This window comes from Actinocorallia sp. B10E7 (assembly GCF_039871655.1).
In the GTDB taxonomy this organism is placed as follows: domain Bacteria; phylum Actinomycetota; class Actinomycetes; order Streptosporangiales; family Streptosporangiaceae; genus Actinocorallia.
In genome coordinates this window covers 83,096-105,755 of record NZ_JBDPLZ010000006.1, presented here as the reverse complement: position 1 = coordinate 105,755, position 22,660 = coordinate 83,096, and the positions used below count along the sequence as shown (strand labels likewise).

The window sequence follows — 22,660 nt, the reverse complement described above, 5'->3', positions numbered from 1 at the left end:
AGGGCTCCGCCTTCGTCCTGCGGAGGAAGCCGGACGGTCAGTTTTTGAAGTAGACCAGTTGGTGGCTGGAGGCCAGCAGGGTGCCGTCGCGGCTCCACAGCCGGGCGGTCTGGTCGAAGTAGCCGCGTGAGAAGCGGCTGGTGCGCGCGGTGCCCAGGACGTAGTCGTCGTGCTGGGCGGCGATCTCGTGGGCGTCGGCGTGGAAGTACACGGTGAGGGAGACGGTGCCGGCCGCCATGTACCGGCCGTGCCGCAGGAACACCCGCGGGTAGAACAGGTCGCACAGCGCCGTGAGCCTCGGGAAGTCGAGGGGGCGGGCCGGGGCCTCGCGCATCCACAGGGTCGCGGTCGAGTCGGGATGCTCTCCGGCGCCCTCTTCCGGGATGGCGCCCTCGACGAACCGCATCTCGTAGTTGTGGGCCCATGCGATGAAGTCCGGGAGCGACTGCGCGGGAACGGTCTCCGGCGACGGTACCGAGGGCATGTCGAGTTCGGTGTCCGACCACGTGTCGCGGCGGATGCCGAACACCGCGGTGGCGGTGGTCGTGACGACGCCGTCCTGCGACAGTTCGAGCATCCAGTGCTGGGTGGCGCGGTTGGTGCGTACGGCCCGCGCGGTGATGTCGAAGTCGCCGTCGGCGATGGGGCCGGCGTAGTTCACGGTGAGGGAGATCGGGTCGCCGAGCCGGTCGGGGTGCCGCAACACGGCCTGGAGGAGGGTGGCGGCGGTGACGCCGCCGAAGGGGCCGACCATGTTCGCGTACTCCGGCCGGGTCCGTCCCAGCAAACGGCCGTCGGTGGCGGGAGTGAGTTCGACGGCCGCGTCGAACGGGTGCTGCAGGGCGTCGATCTCGGTCACGCTGTCTCCTCGGAGCATGAAGGATGTTCCGGCGCACATCACATGTATGTATGACATCCTACATAGGAATCGACGGCGGACGGAGAGCAGGCGCCATGGCGAGACGAAAGGACCCCGACGGGCCTCGGGCGGCGATGATCCGCAGCGCGATCGCGCTGATCCGCAGGCAGGGCGTCGCCGCCACCTCGTTCGCGGACGTGCTGGCCGACAGCGGCGCGCCGCGCGGCTCGGTCTACCACCACTTCCCGGAAGGCAGATCCCAGCTCATGGAGGAGGCCACCCGCAGTGCCGCTGAGCACCTCGGCGCCGGGATGGCCCGGATCCTCGACGCGTCGGACACGCCGGGCGCGCTGCGTGAGCTGGTCGACCTGTGGCGCCGCGGCCTCGAGGCCGGCGACTACGCCGTCGGCTGCCCGATCGTCGCGGCGGCCCTGGGCACCGAACGGGCCGCCCGCGACGTCGCCGGGACGGCGTTCGAGACCTGGTGCGACCTGATCGCCGACAAACTCGTCGCGGACGGAGCCGAGCGGCGGCGGGCGAGCTCCGTGGCGATGCTCGCCGTCGGCGCGCTCGAAGGCGCGCTCGTCGTCGCCCAGGCCAGGCGCACCTCGGCTCCCCTCGACGCGGTGGTCGACGAACTGAGCCTGCTGTGCCGCTCGGTGACCGAAAGCCCGGACGCCGAAGCCTAGACGCGGAGTTCACGCCACCAGGGGCTGCTCGGCCAGTTCGGTCAGCTTCACGGTGCACAGGCCGCCGCGCTCGGCTTTCACTTCGGTCACCTTGAGCTGCGTGCCGGGCGGGAGGATGAACTCCTCCTCGTCGGTGAACGCGGAGAAACCGCGGATGCCCACCGCCCGCTCGGGGGTCACCTCGAACAGCGTCCGCCTGCCGCGGCGGCCGAGGAACGCCTGGGCCACGCTGAGTTTCGACGTGCACGAGGACACGCCCCACCACGTCACGGTCCGGCCGAGCGGGTACTGCGCCCGCAGGTCCAGCGACACCCCGCGCCACAGCGGCTGCTTGCGGGCCGGGAGCCTCGACACGACCGAGAACAGGAGCCGTAGGTACGGGAGGTACGGGACGATCCGGGTGCGGTCCGGGTCGCGCAGGGTGGCGTTGATCCGCCGGTAGAACGCCGATTCGCAGGTGTAGAGGTGGAGAGCCGCGATCTCGTCGGCGGACGGGCCGCCGGCCGCGTCGTCCGCCCTCCTCCTGCCGAACTCGTGCGACCGGGCCACGTGCCGGTCGAGGCCCGACAGCAACCCGGCCACCGGGGCGACGGCCTCGCGGAAGTCCATGAGAGGGGTGTCGAACACGCCGGTGATCGCGGGAAGTACCAGGCCCTCGTCTTTGACGCCGGCGAGCCGTTCGAGGTAGAGCTGGTGCAGCTCCATCGTGGAGGCGATGAACGCGCCCATGCGGTCGGCCGTGTCCCGGCCCGTCCCGCCGTCTCGCCCCGGGAGTTCGTTCCACCCCTTGCCGGGCAGCCAGTCGATCTCGTCGGCTCCGAGTGATCTGAGTGCCTCGTTCACCGCGCCGAAATGGTCCCCCTCGCAGAAGACGTCGCCCTGCGCCGCGGGATTGGGGTGGTCGATATGGCGGACGTCGACCTCGGGGTATTTCTCCTGGAGCCGGAGCACCACCTTTTTCAGGCCGCGGGCGTGGACCCCCCACCACGCGAACACCACCCCCCGGTCGTCCTCGTCGGCGTGCTGCTTGGCCTTCAGGATCTCCTCGACGATCTTCTCGACGACCGGCCGCCAGAACGCGGTGTGCCGGTCGGTGGCCATCGCCCCGTCGCCGCTGGCGGTGAGCGCCGCGTTCAGGAGCAGCACACCCTGGGTGAGCATCGCCTGGAACCATTCCGGCGGCTGCACGGTGTCGTGCTTCTTCAAAAGCGCGCGAATATCGGCGATCGGTGTCTTCTTGGGTATTCCGTGCTTCCACATCGCTGCGGCCTTGATGATGCAGCGGATGCTGACGACTTTGCCGAACTGACTGTCTTTCCAGTCGTGGAAGGTGTTGTCGAACATGGCGATTCCGGTGGCGCTCTCGGGCCTCGGATACGGGTTCTGTCCGAAGACCACGACCTTCCATTTGTGCGGAGGATTGGGCTTGAGCGCCTGGAAGGTCAGCTCCCGGACGGGAACGACCTCCGGACTGCGGCTCGGGCCGATGAACGCGGCCGCGGCCGGCTGCGCCTCGATGACCGGCCGCAGAAGAGGCAGCCACGGCTCGCCTCCGCCCTGGAAGAGCCCGGCCAGAGCCAGCGGGTCGTTCGGGTCGGGCTGGGCGGGGGCGTCGGCGTCCCTCATCATGGGCTCCCGGGAAGGTCGAACCGCGCCGGTCGCGGCACGGGTGATCGAGGCGGGGAATTGTTCGCGCGAAGGCCTTGGACGCAACGACGAAGAACCAAAAAACCCACCCGTCGGAGTGGGTGGGATTTCTTGTCGCGGGCGTCGGCTCTCAAGGCCTGCGGAAGACTCGCGGCAGATTAACACCGGGCCGGTGCGTTCGCAATCGCAGAGATGCGCCTTCGGACGGCGAGCGTTTTGTCAGTGGGGCTCGGTATCTTCTCGGGCGTTGGAAGGACCCTCCTCGAGACCGGAGTGAACCATGACCGTCGATCGTGTGAGACCGCCGCTCAGAGTGGTGCTGACGGACGTCGACACGGAGGTCGTCGAGGCTTGGCGGGCGGCGTTCGCCGACACCCCCGAGGTCGAGATCCGCCAGGGGTCGATCCTCGACCAGCACGTCGACGCCTGGGTCACCCCGACCAACTCCCGCGGGCGGATGGACGGCGGGGTCGACGCGGTCATCAAGCGGCATCTCGGGGCGGGGATCCAGCTGCGCGTCCAACGGGCGATCCGCGATCGGTTCGGGGGGAGGCTGCCGGTGGGAAGCGCCGTGTGCGTGCCGTCCGGGGCGGCCAACCCGAAATTCCTGATCTCGACGCCCACGATGGTGCAGTCGGCGCAGAACGTGAGCGAGACGCTGAACGTGGCCCTGGCGTGCGCCGCGGCGTTCCAGGCCGTCCACATGCGGAACGAGGAGTCGGCGGGCGGCATCGAGTCGGTGGCGCTGGTCGGCATGGGCGCGGCGACGGGCCGGGTGCCGGCGCGGGTGTGCGCCAACCTGATGTGGGCCGGCTACACCCTGTTCAACGACTACCGCTTCCGGGACTACGACGATCTGCGGAGGACGATCTGCGCGCAGCTCGACGACATGGAGAACGTCTCGGAAGAGGAGCGGGTGCGGATAGATCCGCCCGAACGGCCCGGCTCCCGCGGCTGACGGCACCTTCGGTGGTGAATCCGGCTATTCGAAGTCGTCAGGGCTGAAGTCCGAGGGGTCGTGACGCCCTCGCTGCTGTTCCTTCTCGTTCTCCGCGGTGCCCGGAGTCGACGATGCCGACCTCCGTGAGGTCCTCTTCTCGGTCGGCGTCATGGGCGCGTCGGACGCCTCCTCGCTCGCTCCCCGCTCGACGTGCCCGGATTCCTCGCGCCGTCCTTCGTCCATGTCCGGCCCCCTTCCGTGGGTCAGGCCTGTGCGCATACCGGGCCGCCTGCCTGGGCGCACCTGGACGTGGTCGGAGCGTGCATGCGCAATCTTCGGTGCTCTTCCCACTGGTACCACGCCCCGTGGCCAGCGGGTTTCAGTAAAAATCCATCTTTTGGGATGAATTCCCCTACGGTCACCAGCCGACGGCGACCAGGAGCCATTGGGGGTCGCCGTGGGAGATGAACGAGGACTGGTTGGCGTGATCGTCATAGGGGAAGCCGTAGGAGAGCTTGCCGATGGCGTGGTCGTGCCAGAACTTCGCGTAGTAGTTCGCGGGGCCGCCGGGGTAGAAGGTCGACGGGTCGAGCCAGGTCGATTCCGGGTTGCCCGCGATGTGGCGGTTCAGGGCGGCGCATCGGGCGGCGGCCTCGGCGAGCGGTCCGGAGCAGCCGAAGATCTGCGAGGTGGTGGCGTTGACGCCGTGCCGGGCGGCGTAGGCCGAGAAGTAGTTCTCGTTCGCGCCGCCGGGCTGGAAGATCGCGGCGGTGCGGGGGGCGGGGATCCGGTACGGGGCCTCGACCCGGGCGAGCTGCTTGAACGGGTCGGGCACCTCGTCGACGAACCGCTGGAACGTCGCCTCGCGGGACTCGGCGAACGTCTGCTGGTCCTCGCCGACCTGGGCGTCGTAGCCGTCGTGGGAGCGCAGGCGCATGGCGAGCTTCAGGCCGAAGGCGTCGACGCGGGTGGTGTTGCCGTTGAAGACGTCGGGCCCGACGGTGAACTCGATGAAGTCGTTGTACGGGCTGTCGGGGGAGCCGAGGTGGAAGTACATGCGGCCCGAGGTGTTGGCGGGCATGTCGAAGTACGGCTGCTCGGCGATCGAGTGGACCTGTCCGTTGTAGCTCCAGAAGACCTGGTCGTCGGGGTACTTGCCGTTGGTGCGGTTGAGGATCTTGACGACCAGGACGTTCTGGGCGGCGGGAATCCCGGACGTGTCACCCCAGAAGTCCCCCGACGCCGCCCGTGCCGGATCCGACGCGCCCCGCTCGGGACCGGTGGGGGAGTCGGATGAGGAGAACACCACGATCAGCACTGCCGCGATGGCGACCACGACGGCCGCGAACAGGGAGAGAAGGACGAATCGCTTCCCGGCGACGCTGCCGGTGCGCATAGGGACTCCTGGAGGTCGCCGAACCTGACGGGGCCGCGGACGCCCTCACCAGGGGGCGATCAACGACACGGCACCGGGGATGCTTCGACCTTACTGGAATGCGGAACCGCTTCCGAAACATCCGGATCCGCTGACCCGGGTTCACCGCCCGGCTCGGGTCCTTCAGGTGTTCAGGACCCCAGGGTGTACGACCCGAGCGGGGCCAACGGAGACGGCTCGGTCCCGGTCCTCGTCGGTCCGTGCGCGCTCAGCCGCCGGGAGAGGTCCCAGTCGATGACGCCTGCGCTGATCGCGGCGTCCAGTTCGGCACCGGGCCGGGGAACGAGGGCGGCGCCCACCTCCACATGAGCTCCGGAGACCGGGCGCTTGTGCTTGGTGTTGTACATGTACACCGTGAGCATGGAGGTGAAGCCGGGGGCCAGCCAGGCCTCGACCCCCAGAGGCTCGCCGCTCTTCTCGATCCGGGTCTGCGGGAGCTGGATCTGGCGGCCCCTGTCGTCCACCTGGCTGCAGGAGAAGCTCACCGACCAGCCCTCATAGCCCACCGGCCTGACGTAGACGTTGTAGCAGTGCTCCGTGTCGACGTTCTGGGCGATGTCGAGCGGCACCGTCTGCTGCCAGGTCGCGGTGGAGGACTTGACGGTGCGCACGTTGCGCCAGCCCCAGCCGAGGTCTCTCTGGACGAGCCGGGCGAGGTCCAGCGGCGAGGTGACCTCGGGGAAGGGATTGCTGTCGGTGCTGTCGTCGATCTGGGCGATCAGGCAGTAGTGCCGGCCTGACGAGGGGGCGGGCACGTCGTGCCAGACGAAGGGGCGTTCGGCGACGCCCACGGCTCCAGGGGGGACCGCGCCGAGATCGGCCTGCGGGCTGCCTTCGTCCGTGTGGAGAACATTGTTCTGCCACATCGACGGCCATTGGATGATTCCGTTCGTCGCGTAGTAGAGCTTCGCGAACTTGTTCTGGGTCGTGGAAGCACCGTTCTTGGCGCGGACGTAGATGTAGTTGTCCCGGTGCAGGGCGATGTCGTCGCGGGATTCCTGCTTGTATCCGTGGTGGCCGTCCGCTTCGGCCAGCGTCTTGAGGTAGTCCGGGATCGGGCGGGTGCCGGACGGCCAGATGTCCGGGCAGACGCAATAGGGCTTGCCCGCGGGCACGGTCCCCCGGGAATGGCGGTTGGGGCGCATGTAGAGCCCGGGAAACGGCGGGTTCACGACCTCACCGCCGTTTCTCGGGAGGAGGCGAGTGAAGAGAACGTGATGCCCGCGCCGACGACGCTGCACAGCACGTCGATGAGCGCGAGTACCGCGAGGGACGTTTCGCCGGTATCCACGATGATTCCTTTCAGCCGCAGGATCTTGCTCAGTTCCGGGATGACCGGGAAGAGGTTCGCCGCGTAGGCGGAGGCCTCGTAGCCGACGCTCCCGACCATGTTGACCATGAGGTGACAGGCCGCGTAGTAGAACGCGATGAGGACCCCGGCATCAGACTGGTTCTCCGGGATCTTCTTCCACGCGAGGACGAACACCGTGTCGAGAAAGACGCCGATCCAGCCGAAGCACCAGGCACTGCTGCTTCTGCCGTCAGGGGTGGAGCAGTCGGGAACGGCGTCCGTGAAGAACCAGGGGCAGGACATGGCCTGCCAGGAGACCTCTATGGCGACGATCATGAGGTGCAGCCGCAGCGGGTTTTCGAGGTCTTTCTCGTCGGCCACGGAGTCGACCACGGCGGAGACGGTTCCCCAGAACACCTGGGCGAAGGCGCCGCAGACCTTCATGAGTGCCTGGTAGGGCTCCGGTAGGAGCGGCGGAGCGGCGGAAGGGGTGCCGGTCCGTGTTTCGGCCGGATCTCCCAGACCGCTCGCCTGGATCAGGGTTCTGCTGGTGAAACACGCCTTGAACTCGGCGAGGGCGGCGTCGTCCGCAAAGGGCGCCTCGTCGTGGAGCAGTTTGTAGCCGACGGTGCCGGGCACGGCGATGACCAGGGCGACCAGGTCGAGCGCGGACGGCTCGGAACCTTTGGTGATCTGGCGGTACAAGGGCGTGACCAAAGGGATGTCCCAGGGCTGGTCGAGGACGTCCTGGAGGGTGGTCAGCAGGGTCCGGGCCAGTTCGAGCAGGGCGTCGGCCACACCCTGCACTCCGGAAAGGAGCAGCTTCGCCAGCTGCCCGGCGAGTCGCAGCAGCGTGCTGAGCAGCGCGGAGAGGGCCCGGGCCGGATCGGCGCCCAAAGTGGCGAACCAGTTCTGGATGTCGACGAACGCCTTATCGTCTTTCGTCGAGTCCACGAACCGCGTCAGCTGCGCCAGCACGTCGTCGATGCTTCCGTCGTCGAGCGGGAAGGCCGGTCCGGGAAGGGCGACGGCCGCCGCCGCGTTGTCGATGAAGGCGTTGAACACGACGGTGTTGGCCGCCGCCTCGGTGAAAGTCGGCACGTCGTGCCGGTTGGACTTGATGATGCCGTCCACGGTCGTGTTCGTTCCGAGCCGTGCGATGGCCGCGTCGATGACCTGGTCCGTCTGGCGCTGGAGGTCGGCGATTCCCTGGTCCACCATGCGCCGGATCCCCGGGACCGCTCCGGCGGCGAAGCCGAGGAACTGGCGGATCGTGTAGGCGATCGCCTTCTTGGTGCGCAGGATGTCGTCCCAGCCGAAGAGGAACCCCAGCCACTCGAAGAGTTTCTGGAACCCCACCTTCACGCCGGCGAAGATCATCTGGGCCAGGTCGAAAGCCGCTTCGACGGTGTCGATGACGGCGTCGAAACCGTATTCGATGCCGTCGATGGCGGCTTTCACGGTGGCACGGACCGCGTCGCCGACCACGGTGACGGTGATCTCTCCCAGACGGATGAACCCGTTCACCACGCCGCTCAGGAAGTCACCGATGTCGCCCACCCAGGAGGGCAGGCCGGGCAGGGGCGCAGCGCCCTCGTGGGGGAGGCCGTCCGCCTGCGTCCGGTCGAGGTGGTCGAAGGAGACCTCGTCGGAGCCGAAGGTCAGCCGCCACGGCCTGTACTCCGGCGGCGGCGAGAGGCGCAGCGTGTCGCCGACGGTTCCGCCGCGAAGCAGACCCACCCCCCGGTTGGAACGCGTCCGGCCGGGCAGCGGTTCGACCGGGTGGAGGACGCCGCCGGACAGCGACATGCAACTCGTGAGCGCCTCGGCCAGCGCGTCGGCGGTCTTGGGATGCCGCCGGTAATCCTCCCCGAGGAGGTAGGCGCCGTCGGCGTCCTTGGCATCGCGCAGTTCGGCGCCCGTGACATGGGCGAGCCGCTGCCGGACGCCCGCTGACTGCTCCAAGACGATGGTCTGGGAGGCCGGCATCAGGTCCTGAACATTGACGCCGATGGCCGGGGCCGCCAGAGAATCCGTCTCCTGGGCTATGGAGAGCATGCCCGCGGCGTTCGTGCTCGTGTGGAGCGGGCGGTCCGGAGCGACCGAGTGAACGGCGCCGTTCACGTGGAGAATGCTTCTCTCGGCGACACTGATCGTGACCGGTGTGTTGACCAGCAGCACGCCCCCTTCTCCGTAGACGGTCGCGTCCGAGGAGTAGGACACGTACTCTTCGAGCCGTCCCTGATCGGACACCTCCACCTTCCGCTGGACCCAGTTGGTGCTGACCGACTCCAGGAACAGGTGGGTGAGCGTCGACTGCGCGGTGCCCACGGCGGAGAGGTCGACGGTGTCGCCTCGCCCCTCGGGGGCCGTGGCCGACGCGATGCCGGACGCGATGAGCGTGCCCTGGGTGAAACCGGCGGGTGAGGTGCCGTCCGGCCGCCAGTGGAAGAGGCCGTTGCCGCCGGTGACGCCGAACAGGTGGGTGGCGCCGTCGCCGTCCAGCGCCGTGAGCACCTGCCGGAAGCCTCCGGTCGTGCCGACCTGGCGCCAGGTCCCGGGCTGTTTCGAGGAGCCGGGGACGAACTCGTGGATCCCCCGGTCGGGGCCCAGGACGGCGAAGATCCGCGGATCGGCGGAGGTCGAGGGCGCGGCGGCGACGCCGAACGACTCGAAGGGAGCCCGGACGGGGATGCGCCGTATCTCCGCCGAGGCGACGTCGAATCCGACGATCACGCCGTCGACGCAGGCGAAGAAGGCGTCGTCGGCGCTTTCTCCCAGCCAGCAGCAGTTCACACTGTCGACGTTCATCTTGACGGCGCGCTGGAACACGGGCCGAGCCGGATCCCAGACGGAGTACACGAGCTGGAAGAGGTCGCCCGAATTCCGGGAGGCCGCGGAGAAACGGACCATCATCCCGACGTAGAGCCGCCCGGCGATCCGCTCGACCGCGATCTTCTCGATCCTCGTCGCGGAGGGCGGGACGGGGTAGGCGATCCGCGCCGGAGCGCTCCAGGTGCCGTCCGCCGGGTCCTCGGTGAGGCAGGAGAGTTCCAGGAGGTCGCCGGCGAAGAGGGTGATCCTGCCTTCGGAGTCGAGGCCCGCGCCGAAGGTCGTCGCCTGCGCGCCGGTGGAGACCTGGCGGTAGCCCGACTCCGAGGAGGGGTCGGGACGGAAGTGCCAGATGGTGTTGTCGGCGCCCAGAGTGAAGAACTCGACTTCGCCGTCCCGGTTCCGCACGGCCGCGCATTCCGCGCCCGCGTGCACGGGGGCGGCGACCCGGTAGTTCTGCATGAGACGGCTCTCGACGTCGAGAACGACGGCCGGCTCACCGTCCGTGGTGAAGGGGACGCCCGGTCGGTGGCCGTCAAGCGTGATCATCACGCTGTCGGGTGTCCCCGGTGCGGGGTCGGGCCAGCCCCGCACCCGGGACAAGAGATCTTCAACGCCGTCCGGTTCCGCTCGGAGCGGTCGGCGTCAGCGGGAGCGCAGTTCGAGCCAGATGTCTCCGGGGGCCTGGGCGGTGACGGCCCGGGCGGCGCCGACGGTGGCGGCCGGGCCGAAGGACGCGCCGTGCCGGGCGAGGAGGGCCATGGTGTCGTCGACCGAGTCGACGGAGAACGACAGGAGGAGCTGTCCGGGGCGCAGGGGGCGGCCCGGGTCCGGGGTGAGGGGCACGTCCGGGGAGTCGAAGCCGAGCAGTTCCAGACGGGACGGGGTCGACTGCTCGTCCGCGAGCAGCGCCATCGAGAACGGCACCGGCTCGGGCAGGGCCATCAGGCCGGCCACGGCCGGGTCGGCGTCGAAGACGTTGCGGCGGACCTCCGGCAGGCCCGCGGCGGCGAAGAACTCCAGGGACGGGCCGAGTTCGGGGACGACCCAGATCAGGCTGTGCACCTGGGAGAAGATCCGGGACGGGTCGTTGTCGAGGACGCTGGGCAGCCGGCGTTCGGCGCCCAGCAGGACCACCGGACCGCCGCCCGGGATGATGCAGAACGTTCCGGTCAGGGTGAAGAACGGGGTCTTGAAGACGGTCGTCTCGCCGACGTCCGCGCCGCCTTCTTTCGCCAGGCGGGAGCCTTCTTCCTGGTCGAGGCAGTAGACGTCGATCGCGTGGCCGCCGGTCCGGTACGCGTCGTAGGGCAGGGGCTCTTCGTCGGTCCGCACCACCCGGATCCGGCCGGGAAGGGCCTGGCCGGACGCGTCCCGCACGGCGAAGGTCCGCTGCTCGGCCTCGCCGGTGAGCCCGTACAGCGCCTGCGAGGCGTCCGCGGTGAGCACCGTCCTGTCGACCTCGGCGAATCCGAGGTTCTGCAGGAACGCAGCGGTGGCGTCCATCGTGTTCGTGCCGAGGACCACGGCATCCGGGCTGGACAACGAAGGGGTCATGACATCACTGCCTTAGTCGGGGAGACCACGAGGTTCTTCACTCGGGGATGATCAGGGTCTTGCTCTGCGTCTCGCCCCTGTGGGCTTCGACGAGACGGGTGAGGGGGAGCCGGTCGCCGATGCGGAGGGAGAGGCGTCCGGCGTCGAGGTCGGCGGCGAGGCGGGCCAGTTGTGCTCCGTCGGGGCGGACGTTGACGCGGGTGCCGCGGATACCGCGCGCCGGGTCGTCGGCGGCCGGGGTCGTCACCGAGATCAGCGTGCCTCCGGGGAGGAGGAATCCGGACAGCTCCGGGGCGGGGACGGGGGCGAGGTTCACGACCAGGTCGACGGGTTCGAGCGCGTCCGGGGAGAGGCCGTCGGTGCGGCCGACGATCTCGTGGGCGCCGTGGTCCCGGAGGCGGTCGGCGTGGTGCGGGCCCGCCGAGGCCACCACGACGGCGCCCGCGGCGACGGCGAGCCGGGTCGCGAAGCCTCCCACGGAGCCGCCCGCGGCGGTGATGAGCACCCGCTGCCCCGCCCGGAGCCCGCCGTGCTCGAACAGCACCTGGAACGCGGTGAGCCCGGAGGAGGGAAGGGCGGCGGCGTCGGTGAGCGGGACGGTCCCGGGCGCGGGAGCCGACAGGCCCGCCGGGACGACGGCGTACTCCGCGGACGCGCCCGGCCTGTCGAGGGGGAGGAACGCGATGATCTCGTCTCCGACGGCGAGTCCTTCGACGCCGGCGCCGAGTTCGGCGACCGTGCCGGAGACGTCTATGCCGGGCGTGTGCGGCAGGGCGACGGGGTAGAAGGCCTGCAGCGCTCCCTGGCGGAGATGGGAGTCGACGGGGTTGAAGGTGGTCGCCGCGACGCGGACCAGGACCTCGCCTTCGCCGGGCCGGGGCGGGTCGATCTCCTCGACGGACAGGACCTCCGGGTCGCCGAACCGGTGGTACCGCGCTGCTTTCATGGGATCTTCCTCACAGGGACTGAAGGCGGGCCGCGAGTTCGGCCCGATATGCGGTGACGTTGGCCAGCTTCAGGTCCTCGTATCCCCGCACCATGTCGGGTAGTTCCGCTATCTCGGTCACGAGTGCCCGGTTCTCGGGGGTCAGGGACCGCAGGGCCGTGGTGACCGCTTCGACGTACTCCTCGACGAGGGCGCGCTCCACGACCCGCACCCGGGCGCGGCCGAAGGGGTCCAGCCGCGTCCCCCGCAGCCGCCGCATACCGCGCAGGGCTCGCAGCGCGGGCCTGGACCACGGACCGAAGCCGATCTTCCCGTCCATGCCCAGGGCGCGCAGCACGGGGGGATGGAGCCGGTAGGAGTAGCGGGCGCCTTCACCGAACCGCTCCCGCACCGCCCGCTCGAACGCCGGATCGAGCGAGAGCCTGGCGACCTCGTACTCGTCCTTGTACGCCATGAGCTTGTAGAGGTTCTTCGCCACGGCATGGGAGACGGGCCCGGAGCCGCCCAGGGACTCGGCTTCCCGCGCCCGGACCCGCTCCAGGATCTCGGCGTACCGCTCCGCGTACCTCGCGTCCTGGTACGCGACCAGTTCGGCGACCCTCCGGGAGACGAGCCCGGCGAGCACGGTGTCCCCGCCCGACCTGACCGAGGACGCGATCGCCTCGACCTGCGCGCTCGGCGCGGCACGGCTCTCGGAACGTGCGGGAAGAGCCGCCTGGAGGCCCTCCGGGTCGGCGATGAGCTGCCGTCCCCGGCGGAACGCCTCGAGATTGCGCTCGACGGCCACCCCGTTGAGCCCGATCGCCTGCTCCAGCTTGTCCGCGGGCACCGGCAGCGCCCCGGCCTGCACCGCCATGCCGACCAGGAAGACGTTGGCGTACTGGTCGTCGTCGAACAGCCTCTGGACGATGCCGCCGGCGTCGGCGAAGGCGCCGAGCCCGCGGCGGGTGAGAGCCCGGATGCCCTCGGTGAGCTCGTCCACGGACGGGAAGGCGACCTTCGTGTCGGCCACCATCGCCCCCGTCGGGACCTTCGTCGTGGAGACGATCGCGATGGTCCGCTCGGGCGAGGTGACGGCCAGGTTCGCCTCGCTCCCGGCCACCAGCATGTCGCAGCCCAGGTAGAGGTCGCACTCGCCCGGCCCCGCCTTGTTGGCGCCGACGAACGGGGAGGTCGACAGCCTGATGTCGGAGACGACCGCGCCGCCCTTCTGCGCCAGGCCCAGCTGGTCCAGGCCGCGCACGTGCATGCCCGCCATCGTCGCGGCGGTGGAGATGATCTGCGCGGTCGTCACCACGCCCGTCCCGCCGATGCCGGTGATGCGCATGGTGAAGTCGGCGGGGTCGACCCTGAGCTCCGGTTCGGGCAGGTCCCGGCCGGTGAACGGCTCGGCGACCCGGGCCGTCCTCCTGCCGGGGCGGACGGTGACGAAGGATGGGCAGTCCCCGTCCAGGCACGAGAAGTCCTTGTTGCACGACGCCTGGTGGATCCGGGTCTTGCGTCCGAACTCGGTCTCCACGGGGTGCAGCGAGAGGCAGTTGGACTTCGTGCCGCAGTCGCCGCAGCCCTCGCACACGCGCTCGTTGATGAAGACGCGCCGCTCGGGGTCCGCGGCGCGCCCGCGCTTGCGCTTGCGGCGGAGCTCGGTGGCGCACTCCTGGTCGTGGATCAGCACGGTGACGCCTTCGACGGCCGCCAGCTCCTCCTGCGTCCGCAGCAGGAGGTCCCGGTGGCGGACCTCGACGCCGCGGGGGAGGCGTACCTTCTTGTAGCGCCCGGGATCCTCGGTGGTGATCACCACCTTGGACACGCCCTCCGCGAGTAGCGCCCCGACCACCTGGGGCACCGGCATCCGGCCGATCGCCGGCTGCCCGCCGGTCATGGCGACGGCGTCGTTGTAGAGCAGCTTGTAGGTGATGTTCGAGCCCGCCGCGACGGAGGCGCGGATCGCGAGGCCGCCGGAGTGGTGGAACGTCCCGTCCCCGATGTTCTGGATGAGGTGCCGGCGCCCGAGGAAGGGCGCCATCCCGATCCAGGCCGCGCCTTCACCGCCCATCTGGCAGAGCCCGATGATGTCGCCCACCCGTTCCCTCGGCATCAGCGTGGCCAGGGTGTGGCAGCCGATCCCGGCTCCGACCAGGGAGCCTTCGGGCACGGCGGTGGAGCGGTTGTGCGGGCAGCCGGAGCAGAAGTAAGGGGTCCGGGGTATCACCGGCAGCAGCGGCGGCGTGCGCTGGGTCGGCTTCTCCGCCCGGACGCGTCCGCGGCCGAGGCGCGCGAGCAGCCGGGGAGCCAGGGCCTCGGCGATGAGATGTGGCGGAAGGTCGGAATGGGCGCGGAGGAGAGGCTCGCCGTCCGGAGTGCGTTTGCCGGAGATGAGTGGGGCGCCTGGTTTGCCGTAGAGGAGGTCCTTGAGCGCCAGCTCGATGAACTGCCGCTTCTCCTCGACGACGACGATCTCTTCGAGGCCCGCGGCGAACTCCTCCACGATCCGCGGCTCCAGCGGGTGGATCATCCCCAGCTTCAGGACGCGGATTCCCGAGGAGCCGAGATCCGCCCGGGAGACGCCGAGAGCCGTCAGGGCCTGGTGCACGTCCAGGTATGTGCTTCCGGCGGCGATGATCCCCACCTTCGCCTGGGGATCGCCCTCGACCTTGTTGAGGCCGTTCGCGTACGCGTATCTGCGGGCCAGCTCCACCCGTGACGTGACGAGGCTGCTTTCGAGCGCGGCCAGGTTCGGCTGGAGGAAGTCCGCCGAGACACCGTGGACGAACGGCCGCCCGTCGATCTCCCTGTCCGGGTGGACGGGGGCCACCCGGCCGCTGCTGACCGTCGTGGTGCCCGTGCCGTCGACGACGTTCGTGGCCAGTTTCAGGCCGGCCCACAGCCCGCTGAACCGGGACAACGCGATGCCGTGCAGGCCCAGATCCAGGATGTCCTGCGGATCGGAGGGGACCAGCACGGCCAGGCCGATCCCGGCCATGGCGGTCTCCGAGCCGCTCGGCACGGTCGAGGACTTCGCGATCACGTCGTCGCCGACCAGCGCGAGCACACCGCCGTTCGGGGCCGCGCCGCCGAGGTTGGCGTGCCGCAGCGCGTCGGTGGCCCGGTCGAGGCCGGGCGCCTTGCCGTACCAGACGCCGACGACGCCGTCGTGGGTCCGCCCCTCCATCGTCGAGACGAGCTGCGAGCCCTGCACCGCGTTCGCGGCGAGCTCCTCGTTGACCGCGGGCCTGAACACGACGTCGTGCGCGTCGAGCAGTTTCTTCCGGCGGTTCAGCTCCAGGTCGTAGCCGCCCAGCGGGGAGCCCTCGTAACCGGAGACGAAGACCGCCGTCCTCAACCCGTTCCGGCGGTCCATGCGCATCTGGTCGAAGGGAACCCGTACCAGGGCCTGCAGTCCCGAAAGGTGGACCTCCCCGTCGAGTAGTTCGTAGCGGTCTTCGAGACGTACGGAACGATCGGCGGTCACGGTCGCGGCCTCCTGCGGGAAACGTACGGGGATTGACGGCAGTGACTTCTTCGGGGCTCCAAGTATGCTCAGACCAGGTGGATTAAATCATCAGATCTAAGCATGTCCTCTCTGTTTCCCGCCGACCGCGCGCAGGTAGCGTTCGCCGAGGGCGGCCAGATGGGCGACGAGGTCGGGCGGGTCGGTGACCTCGAAGTCGAGGCCGAGCATGCCGATGTAGACGGCGATGATCTCCAGGCTGTCCCCGCCCGTGACGAGGACGCAGCGGTTCTCGTCGACGGACTCGACGACCCCGACGGTGGCGTTGATGCGGGCGAGGACCTCTTCGGCGGGGGCGAAGACGGTGATGCGGGCGTGGACCTTCCAGCCGGTGGACGCCACGTCGCGCAGGACGAAGCTCGTGTAGTCGAGGCCGGGCAACGGGACGGGGGTGAAGACGCGGCGGGTCGGCGGCCGGGGGGTGATCCAGTCGGCCCGGTAGGCGGACCAGGCGGCGGACCGCGGGTCTCGCCCCACGAGGTACCAGCGCCGCCGCCAGCTGACCAGGCGGTAGGGCTCGACGAGTCCGCGGCCGGAGGCGGCGGACGTCGCGGACGGAGGGCCGTCGGCCGGGGCCTCGGGTTCCGTCTCGTAGTCGAAGCGGAACCACTCGCGGTCGCGGATCGCCGACGCGATCTGGGTGAGGACCGCGGCGTCGACCTCGGGGTCCTCGACGTTCTCGCCGTTGTTCTCCGGCGCCTTGGAGGTCGACTCGTGGATCGCGGTCACCTGGCGGCGCAGCCGGTGGGGGAGTACCTGCTCCAGTTTCGCCAGGGCGCGTCCGCTGCTCTCCCGGATGCCGCTGATGCCGGTGCCGGCCCGCAGCCCGATCGCGACGGCGACGGCCTCCTCGTCGTCGAGCAGCAGGGGCGGGAGTTTCGCGCCCGCGCCGAGCCGGTAGGCGCCGGCCGGGCCGCGGGCGGCGTCCACGGGGTAGCCGAGTCCGCGCAGGCGGTCGATGTCGTTGCGGATCGTGCGGGTGCTCACGCCGAGCCGTTCGGCCAACTCCGGGCCGGGCCAGTCCGGCCGCGACTGCAGGAGGGAGAGCAGGGCGAGCAGCCTCGCCGAGGTTTCCAGCATTCTTCAGAGTATGCCGCTATTAGGAATCTAATGTTCCTATATGCCTTCTACCGTGAAGCCATGACGACGACGCAGAACTCCGGTTCCACCAGCATCCGCCCCTTCCGCATCGAGATCACCCAGGCCGAAACCTTCTTCGCGGCCCTGCGCACCGCCTGAACGAAGCGCGCCCCGTGACGCCCGCGCCGTCTCACGGCGCGGGCGGTGCGGTGGATCAGCTCTCTCGGGCGCTCCCGGCGTAGCCGCTGACGGTGGCGATGGTGGCGGGCTTGCCGGACGCGGTGCGGGAGGTCACCTCGATGAGGCGGAAGGTGCGGCCGTGGTGGACGGGGCGGGCGGTGAACTCGACGGGGCCGGACAGCTCCAGGCCGCGGAGGTAGGTGATGCGGGTGGAGGCGATGGACATGCCTTCTTCGGCGGGGAGCCAGTAGGAGGCGGCGAGCTGGGAGGCGCACAGGGCGATTCCGCCGTGCAGGGTGCCCCTCAGGTTGCCCAGGAAGGGATCGCCGGGCATCCGCAGCTTCACCTGCCCGTCCTCGGGTTCGAGAGAGGCGTCCAGCATCGAGAGCAGGGACTTCCGCTCGGGCTCGGGGTATTCGGGTCTTGCGGGCTCCTCGGCCGGCGGACCGTCCGCGAGGGCCGGGTCGGTCATGCCGGGCGGCTGCTGCTCGGGAACGCCGGGCACGTAACGGCTGCGTAGGGACATCAGGGCCAGGGCCTGGCCTGACTCGTCCTGGATCGTTCCCGTCGCCAGCGCTCCGCCGGAGTCCGCGGACACGACCTCGCCGCGGCTCGTGAGCGTCCGGCCGTCGAGGGGGAGGGGCGCGACGTGGTCGATCGACACCTCCGTGGTGACCAGCCAGTGCGACGCCGGACGGCGGAGGACGGCGGCCAGGGTCAGGGTGTCGTCGATGAGGACGCCCAGTGCCGCGGCGTTCGGCGCTCCGTCCGGGCCGGTCATCCACGGACCCGACCTCATCGTCCCGTGCGCCGGGGTGTCCTGCCCGAACGTCATCCCGATGCCGAAGAGCCATTCGGACCCGCCGGGGCCGGAGGGTCTGGAATTCGTGTTCCGCGTGGTCACCGTGGTGCTCCTCACTCCCGTGCCCATGCCGTCTCGGCTCGGCTTTCCGGGACATTAGCGATCTGCTCCGCATTCTCCGCGGGCAGGTCCGGTGACGGGGAAGGGAGAGTGGCCTGCGGCAGGCCGACGGCCCGTCACCGGGACGGGCCGGGTCGGGGAGTCGGGAGGGGGCCGCCGGGGGTGACGCGACGCCAGCGGGCCTCGCAGCAGGAGTAGGCGCCGAAGACGACGAGGCCCAGTGCGACGAGGGCCAGGAGCCAGGGGCCGACGGGGGTGCCGGCGAGTTCGCGGAGGGTGCCGTCGATGCCCTTGGCCTTGTCGGGGTCGAAGGTGACGGCGGCGTAGGCGAGGAAGACGCCGATGCCGGCGTAGACGGTGGAGCGGGCGGCGTAGCCGAACATGCCGAGCTTCTCGACGATCTCGCGGGCCCGGCCGGAGACGCTGAGCTTCTCCATGAAGTCCTTGTCGGCGAGGGCCTTCCAGCCCATCCAGACGGAGGCGGCGATGAAGCCGATCCCGGCGAGGAGGACGAGCCAGCGCCCACCGGGGATGTCGTGCATGGCCTGGCCGGTGAGGTCCTTGGACCGGGAGTCGCTGGACTTCTGGCCGCCGGCCCCGATGGTGAACAGCAGCGTCGTGGCGAAGAGGGCGGTGTAGAGGATCCCGCGCCCCAGGGAGGCGAGCCGCTTGGACGCCTTGTGGCCCTCCGGCCCGGCCTGCCCGAACGCGGCTTCCGCCAGGCGCCACAGCGCGAGTCCAGCCAGCCCGACGACGACGAGCCACAGCAGGACCTCCCCGCCCGGCTCGTCCGCCAAGGTCTGCACGGCACCGGAGCTGTCCGCCTCCTCCTCTCCGGAGCCGAAGGCGATCCGCAGGGCCAGCAGCCCCGTCAGCATGTAGAGCACACCCCGCGCGGCCAGTCCCAGCCGTGCCAGCAACCCCATCGTCTTACTCTGCGACGCTTCCCGTACCTGTCTTTCCGGACTGCTCACCATGCGCCACCTTTGCCCGGGACAAACCTGCTCAAAACGCGCAAACAGCTATGAGGGGTGGCACAGAAGGACAGTCCGTACTCCTCCGCGATCCGGTTCCCGGAACGCGGAACCGGAACGAGCGGCGGCCGAAATGGTCGGCCGAAGGAGCCTCCCGAGAAGTTGATCAATCTTCGCGGGAAAGGGGGTGCGCGACCGCTTTTTTCTTGCGTATTCGTCAGCCGGGCGGTCTGGGAAAAGCACCTTCGGAAGGGCTCTGGCGCTCTTGGGAAGGGTGGTTAGAATCCGCGCGAGGGTGGAGGGGCGGGTGGACGTGACCGAGCTGAGGAATCCGTACGATTTCAAGGACCCGGTGGGGAGGGAACTGTTCGCCGGACGCAGCGAAGAGCTCGAGATCCTTCGCCGGGAGCTGGAGGAAGTGGCGGAGGACAGGCCCGCCAGGTTCGCCGCCGTCTCCGGGAAACGGTTCGCGGGAAAGACGAGTCTCCTCAACAGGGTGGCCTGCATGGCCGAGGAGAAGGGGATGCTCCCCGTGCGGGTGGACCTGGTGGCGGGAGACGCCGCCGGGCCGGTGGAGTTCTTCGCGAAGCTGTACGAAGAATTGGTGAGCGCGGTCGCGGGAACCGTCGAGACGATCGATCCGGCCGCGGTCCGGCGGGTTTTCGCGGGTCAGGCGCCGGAGGCGGGGTTCGCGCTCGAGTTCCCCGAGAGCCACGCGCTCATGGCTCCGCGGGGAAAGGTGTCGGAAGCGGCCCTGCGGGCGGATTTCCAGTATCTGGTGAAGGCCGTCGGAAAGCCGATCGTGCTGCTCGTGGACGAGGCGCAACTGCTCTCGGGAGCAGGGGACGTGCTGGCCATGCTGCGTTCGCTCGGGCCCCGGACGACAGGCATGGCGTTCGTGCTGGCGGGAACCCCGGAGCTGGTCACCGCGATCGACGAGGTCTTCGGGCGCCCGCCGCGCCAGGTGACGCAGATCAGGATCGGCCGCTTCATCGAGTGCTCGGACGTCGAGAATTGTATGAGATTCCCCTTGGAGAGCATCGGCCTCAGCGAGGCGACATTCGAGGATTTCCACCACACCGCGCATGAGCTCCACAAACTCACCGACGGCAACCCCTATGAGATCCAGCTCTACTGCTCGGAGATGTTCGACAGGTGGCAGAGCGGCGTGGTCCCGAAGATGGGGCTCTCCGCCGAGATGCTGGAGGCCGTCCGCTCCCGGCTGGAGAGCGGCCATGAATTCCTGGACAACATCCTGCTGCAGTCCGTCCGGGCGATGACGCCGGACGAGCTCATCGCCTTCAACATCCTGTGCTCCTCGCTCGACCACGCCTCCCCGGACGAGCTGTGGTTCGCCTACTGCCTGGTCGAGCAGCCCGCCATCACCAGGGAGTTCTTCGACCGGTGCCACGCGAGGTTCACCGGCTCGGGTCTGCTCTGCGACAGCGCGCCCGTACGGATGAGGCTTGAGACCGAACTGTTCGACGAGATCTACATCCGGCTCTGGACGTTGAAGCAGCTCGGCAGGCAGGGCCACCCGCAGTTCTTCGGACGGGGCGACTTCAAGGACCTCCTCGTGCGGCGGGTGAGCTGCATGCTCAGCGAGGTCGTCACGCCGCCCGGCAGGAGACTGCGGACCTGCTGCACGCGGATGGACCAGGGCCACGTGGATGACGTGCTCGTCGCGCTCGAGACGCTGCCCGACGGGGAGATCCCTGCGACGGTGGAGTTCGTCCACGAGGCGATCGTCGACAGCGACGCGCTGGACGCGCTGGATGTCATCAGCGTGCACTGCTCCTATGGGGAGTACTACGCGACCAGGTGGGTCTACGCGGCGGCGGGCGAGAACTACCTTCCGGAAGAAGGAGATGCCTTCCGGGCCGCCGAGCGACGGATCGCGGATCTCGGCGGAAGACTCGACGTTGAGCGGGTCAGGCTTCCCGTGCGGCCTGAAGCCGAGATCACGGCATGGCTGCAGCGGGACTCCGGGCGGAGGCTGAACGGGGTCATCAGGAACCATCTCAACGCGGGTTACCACGCCTACGCACGGGGAGACGCCGAGCGCGCGTTCCGGCTGATCTCGGCTGCCAACACGCTGCGGCCTACCTGGGAGTCGTCCAACAACCTGGGCTATCTCGCTCTCGAAGCCGGGCGCCCCGGGGAAGCCCTGAGACTGACGGCCTTGGCCCTCGAACTCACCGACGACGCTGAGAACCGCGCGCTGAGCCACTACAACGCGGCGATGGCCCATTTCCTTCTGGGGGATCTCGCCGCTTCCGACACCGCGCTGCGTGCCGCCGCGGACGAGTTGGCGCGCCGGGAGCAGGGCCCCTATTCCCCGGGTTTCCTGCACGTCCCGGAACGCGCCGAAGACGGAACCTCCCGGTTGCGAGTGGAGAAGGACAAGCCGCTCTCCGCCGGTATCGAGTACGCCCGCACTTTCACCGCGGAACCCGCGCTCGCCTCAGCCCAGCCCGAACCGGCCGAGCCCGCCGCTCCCCTGCGGGTGAAATCCGGGCCCTCCGTCGTGCTCTCGGTGGCGACCGAATGGTGGTCCGTGCACGGCGGCCTCAGCACGTTCAACCGGGACCTCTGCTGTGCGCTGGCGGAGGCCGGAGCGAAGGTGTTCTGCGTGGTCCTCACCGCGACCGAGGCGGAGAAGGCGGCCGCCGCCGAGCGGAAGGTGACGCTCCTGACCGCCCCGGAGACCCCGGGCGTGCCGGAGTCCGTCCGGCTCACCCTGCGGCCCGACCTGCCCGGCGGGACGGAGCCCGACCTCGTCATCGGGCACGGCCGGATCACCGGTCCGGCAGCCTTGATCCTGGTGGCGCAGCACTATCGGAACGCCCGCCGACTGCATTTCGTGCACATGGTCCCCGACGAGATCGAGTGGTACAAGCTCGACCGGACGGACGACGCCGGTCCGCGGGCCGAGGAACGCACGGACCTCGAGCGGAGGCTCGGCATGAGCGCGCATCGCGTCGTGGCCGTCGGACCGCACCTGCACACCACCTTCCTCAACGAGATGGAGGGCACCGACCTTCCCCCGCTCCGCCTCGACCCCGGTTTCGACCTCATCAGCGACCCGCGCACCGGACCTCCGGGGGGAACGGTGAAGGTCCTGCTGTTCGGCCGGACCGAAGACCACCGCCTCAAAGGCCTCGATCTCGCGGCCGAGGCCTGCGGACTGGTGGAGGAATGGCGGCGGGACCGCGGATTGCCGGGCATGAACCTCGTCGTCCGAGGCGCTCCCGAGGGGAGCGCCGCCGAACAGCAGCAACGACTGCGCGCCTGGGCGAAGAACCCGCGTCTCACGATCGTGGTCCGGGAGTACAGCGCGGACACCGAGAAGCTCACCGGCGATCTGATGCGTTCCAGCCTGGTGCTCATGCCGTCCCGCAAAGAGGGTTTCGGTCTCGTGGGTGTGGAGGCCGTCCGGATGGGCGTCCCCCTCCTGGTGAGCGACGCCAGCGGGCTCGCCAGGCTCCTGCGCGAGCACCTGACGCCGGAGGAGGCGGCTCGGATGATCGTCCCGGTGACGGACGACGAGGAGAAGGACGCCCAGCTCTGGGCCCGTGCCATCGACAGGACGCTGGACGATCCGAAAGCGGCGTTCGACCGCGCGGCGGTCCTGCGCCGACGCCTCGCGGAGAAGATCACCTGGGCCGCCGCCGCCGAGCTCCTCCTGGCGGAGGCGCCTCAGGCCGGCGGTTCCGAAAGGGTCCGAGGAACTCCGCCTCCAGGCGCCTGAGGCGGTTCCACGGCGGGAACATGGGCCCGGGCGGGCGCGTTGTCCT

The 22,660-nt window shown here is 69.7% G+C and carries 15 protein-coding genes; 3 read left to right on the top strand and 12 right to left on the bottom strand.

Going from position 1 to position 22,660, the window contains the following annotated elements:
- Positions 1 to 37: 37 nt before the first annotated feature.
- Positions 38 to 859: a thioesterase family protein gene (locus ABGB12_RS22095; protein WP_347680863.1), complete on the bottom strand. Its 822-nt coding sequence runs from the start codon at positions 857 to 859 to the stop codon at positions 38 to 40.
- Between the two features lie 95 nt (positions 860 to 954).
- On the opposite strand from ABGB12_RS22095, the gene ABGB12_RS22090 reads away from it, so the two are divergent.
- Positions 955 to 1,548: a TetR/AcrR family transcriptional regulator gene (locus tag ABGB12_RS22090; RefSeq protein ID WP_347680861.1), complete on the top strand. Its 594-nt coding sequence runs from the start codon at positions 955 to 957 to the stop codon at positions 1,546 to 1,548.
- A 9-nt stretch (positions 1,549 to 1,557) separates the two neighbouring features.
- Here the strand turns inward: ABGB12_RS22090 and ABGB12_RS22085 are convergent, their stop codons facing one another.
- Positions 1,558 to 3,174: an ADP-ribosyltransferase domain-containing protein gene (locus ABGB12_RS22085; protein WP_347680859.1), complete on the bottom strand. Its 1,617-nt coding sequence runs from the start codon at positions 3,172 to 3,174 to the stop codon at positions 1,558 to 1,560.
- A 301-nt stretch (positions 3,175 to 3,475) separates the two neighbouring features.
- On the opposite strand from ABGB12_RS22085, the gene ABGB12_RS22080 reads away from it, so the two are divergent.
- Positions 3,476 to 4,153, top strand: a complete 678-nt coding sequence (locus ABGB12_RS22080) for a macro domain-containing protein (protein WP_347680858.1) — start codon at positions 3,476 to 3,478, stop codon at positions 4,151 to 4,153.
- 24 nt (positions 4,154 to 4,177) lie between these two features.
- Here the strand turns inward: ABGB12_RS22080 and ABGB12_RS22075 are convergent, their stop codons facing one another.
- From ABGB12_RS22075 to ABGB12_RS22030, 10 genes are all read right to left on the bottom strand, one after another.
- Positions 4,178 to 4,378 (bottom strand): hypothetical protein, encoded by a 201-nt coding sequence (locus tag ABGB12_RS22075; protein WP_347680856.1) that lies wholly within the window; start codon positions 4,376 to 4,378, stop codon positions 4,178 to 4,180.
- Between the two features lie 175 nt (positions 4,379 to 4,553).
- Positions 4,554 to 5,531, bottom strand: a complete 978-nt coding sequence (locus ABGB12_RS22070; RefSeq protein ID WP_347680854.1) for a glycoside hydrolase family 64 protein — start codon at positions 5,529 to 5,531, stop codon at positions 4,554 to 4,556.
- A gap of 170 nt (positions 5,532 to 5,701) precedes the next feature.
- Complete coding sequence (locus tag ABGB12_RS22065) at positions 5,702 to 6,742, bottom strand: hypothetical protein (RefSeq protein ID WP_347680852.1); 1,041 nt, start codon at positions 6,740 to 6,742, stop codon at positions 5,702 to 5,704.
- Entirely contained in the window at positions 6,739 to 10,245 is a 3,507-nt protein-coding gene (locus ABGB12_RS22060; protein WP_347680850.1) for a hypothetical protein, read from the bottom strand. Before ABGB12_RS22060 ends, ABGB12_RS22065 begins: the two co-directional genes overlap by 4 nt.
- Positions 10,246 to 10,338: 93 nt before the next feature.
- A complete protein-coding gene (locus ABGB12_RS22055) occupies positions 10,339 to 11,250 on the bottom strand; it encodes a hypothetical protein (protein WP_347680848.1) in 912 nt (303 codons plus the stop codon).
- 37 nt (positions 11,251 to 11,287) lie between these two features.
- Positions 11,288 to 12,196 (bottom strand): NADP-dependent oxidoreductase, encoded by a 909-nt coding sequence (locus ABGB12_RS22050; protein ID WP_347680846.1) that lies wholly within the window; start codon positions 12,194 to 12,196, stop codon positions 11,288 to 11,290.
- Between the two features lie 10 nt (positions 12,197 to 12,206).
- Positions 12,207 to 15,701, bottom strand: coding sequence for an indolepyruvate ferredoxin oxidoreductase family protein (locus ABGB12_RS22045; protein WP_347681478.1), 3,495 nt, complete (start codon positions 15,699 to 15,701; stop codon positions 12,207 to 12,209).
- A gap of 63 nt (positions 15,702 to 15,764) precedes the next feature.
- Positions 15,765 to 16,787 carry a WYL domain-containing protein gene (locus ABGB12_RS22040; protein WP_347680844.1) on the bottom strand — a complete coding sequence of 341 codons (1,023 nt, stop codon included), beginning with the start codon at positions 16,785 to 16,787 and terminating at the stop codon, positions 15,765 to 15,767.
- A gap of 214 nt (positions 16,788 to 17,001) precedes the next feature.
- Positions 17,002 to 17,871, bottom strand: coding sequence for a PaaI family thioesterase (locus ABGB12_RS22035; protein WP_347680842.1), 870 nt, complete (start codon positions 17,869 to 17,871; stop codon positions 17,002 to 17,004).
- A gap of 134 nt (positions 17,872 to 18,005) precedes the next feature.
- On the bottom strand, positions 18,006 to 18,815 hold the full coding sequence (locus ABGB12_RS22030; RefSeq protein ID WP_347680840.1) for a DUF1206 domain-containing protein: 810 nt from the start codon (positions 18,813 to 18,815) through the stop codon (positions 18,006 to 18,008).
- 355 nt (positions 18,816 to 19,170) lie between these two features.
- Here ABGB12_RS22030 and ABGB12_RS22025 point away from each other — a divergent pair, with 355 nt between their 5' ends.
- Positions 19,171 to 22,614 (top strand): glycosyltransferase, encoded by a 3,444-nt coding sequence (locus ABGB12_RS22025; RefSeq protein ID WP_347680838.1) that lies wholly within the window; start codon positions 19,171 to 19,173, stop codon positions 22,612 to 22,614.
- The last annotated feature ends 46 nt before the right edge of the window (positions 22,615 to 22,660 follow it).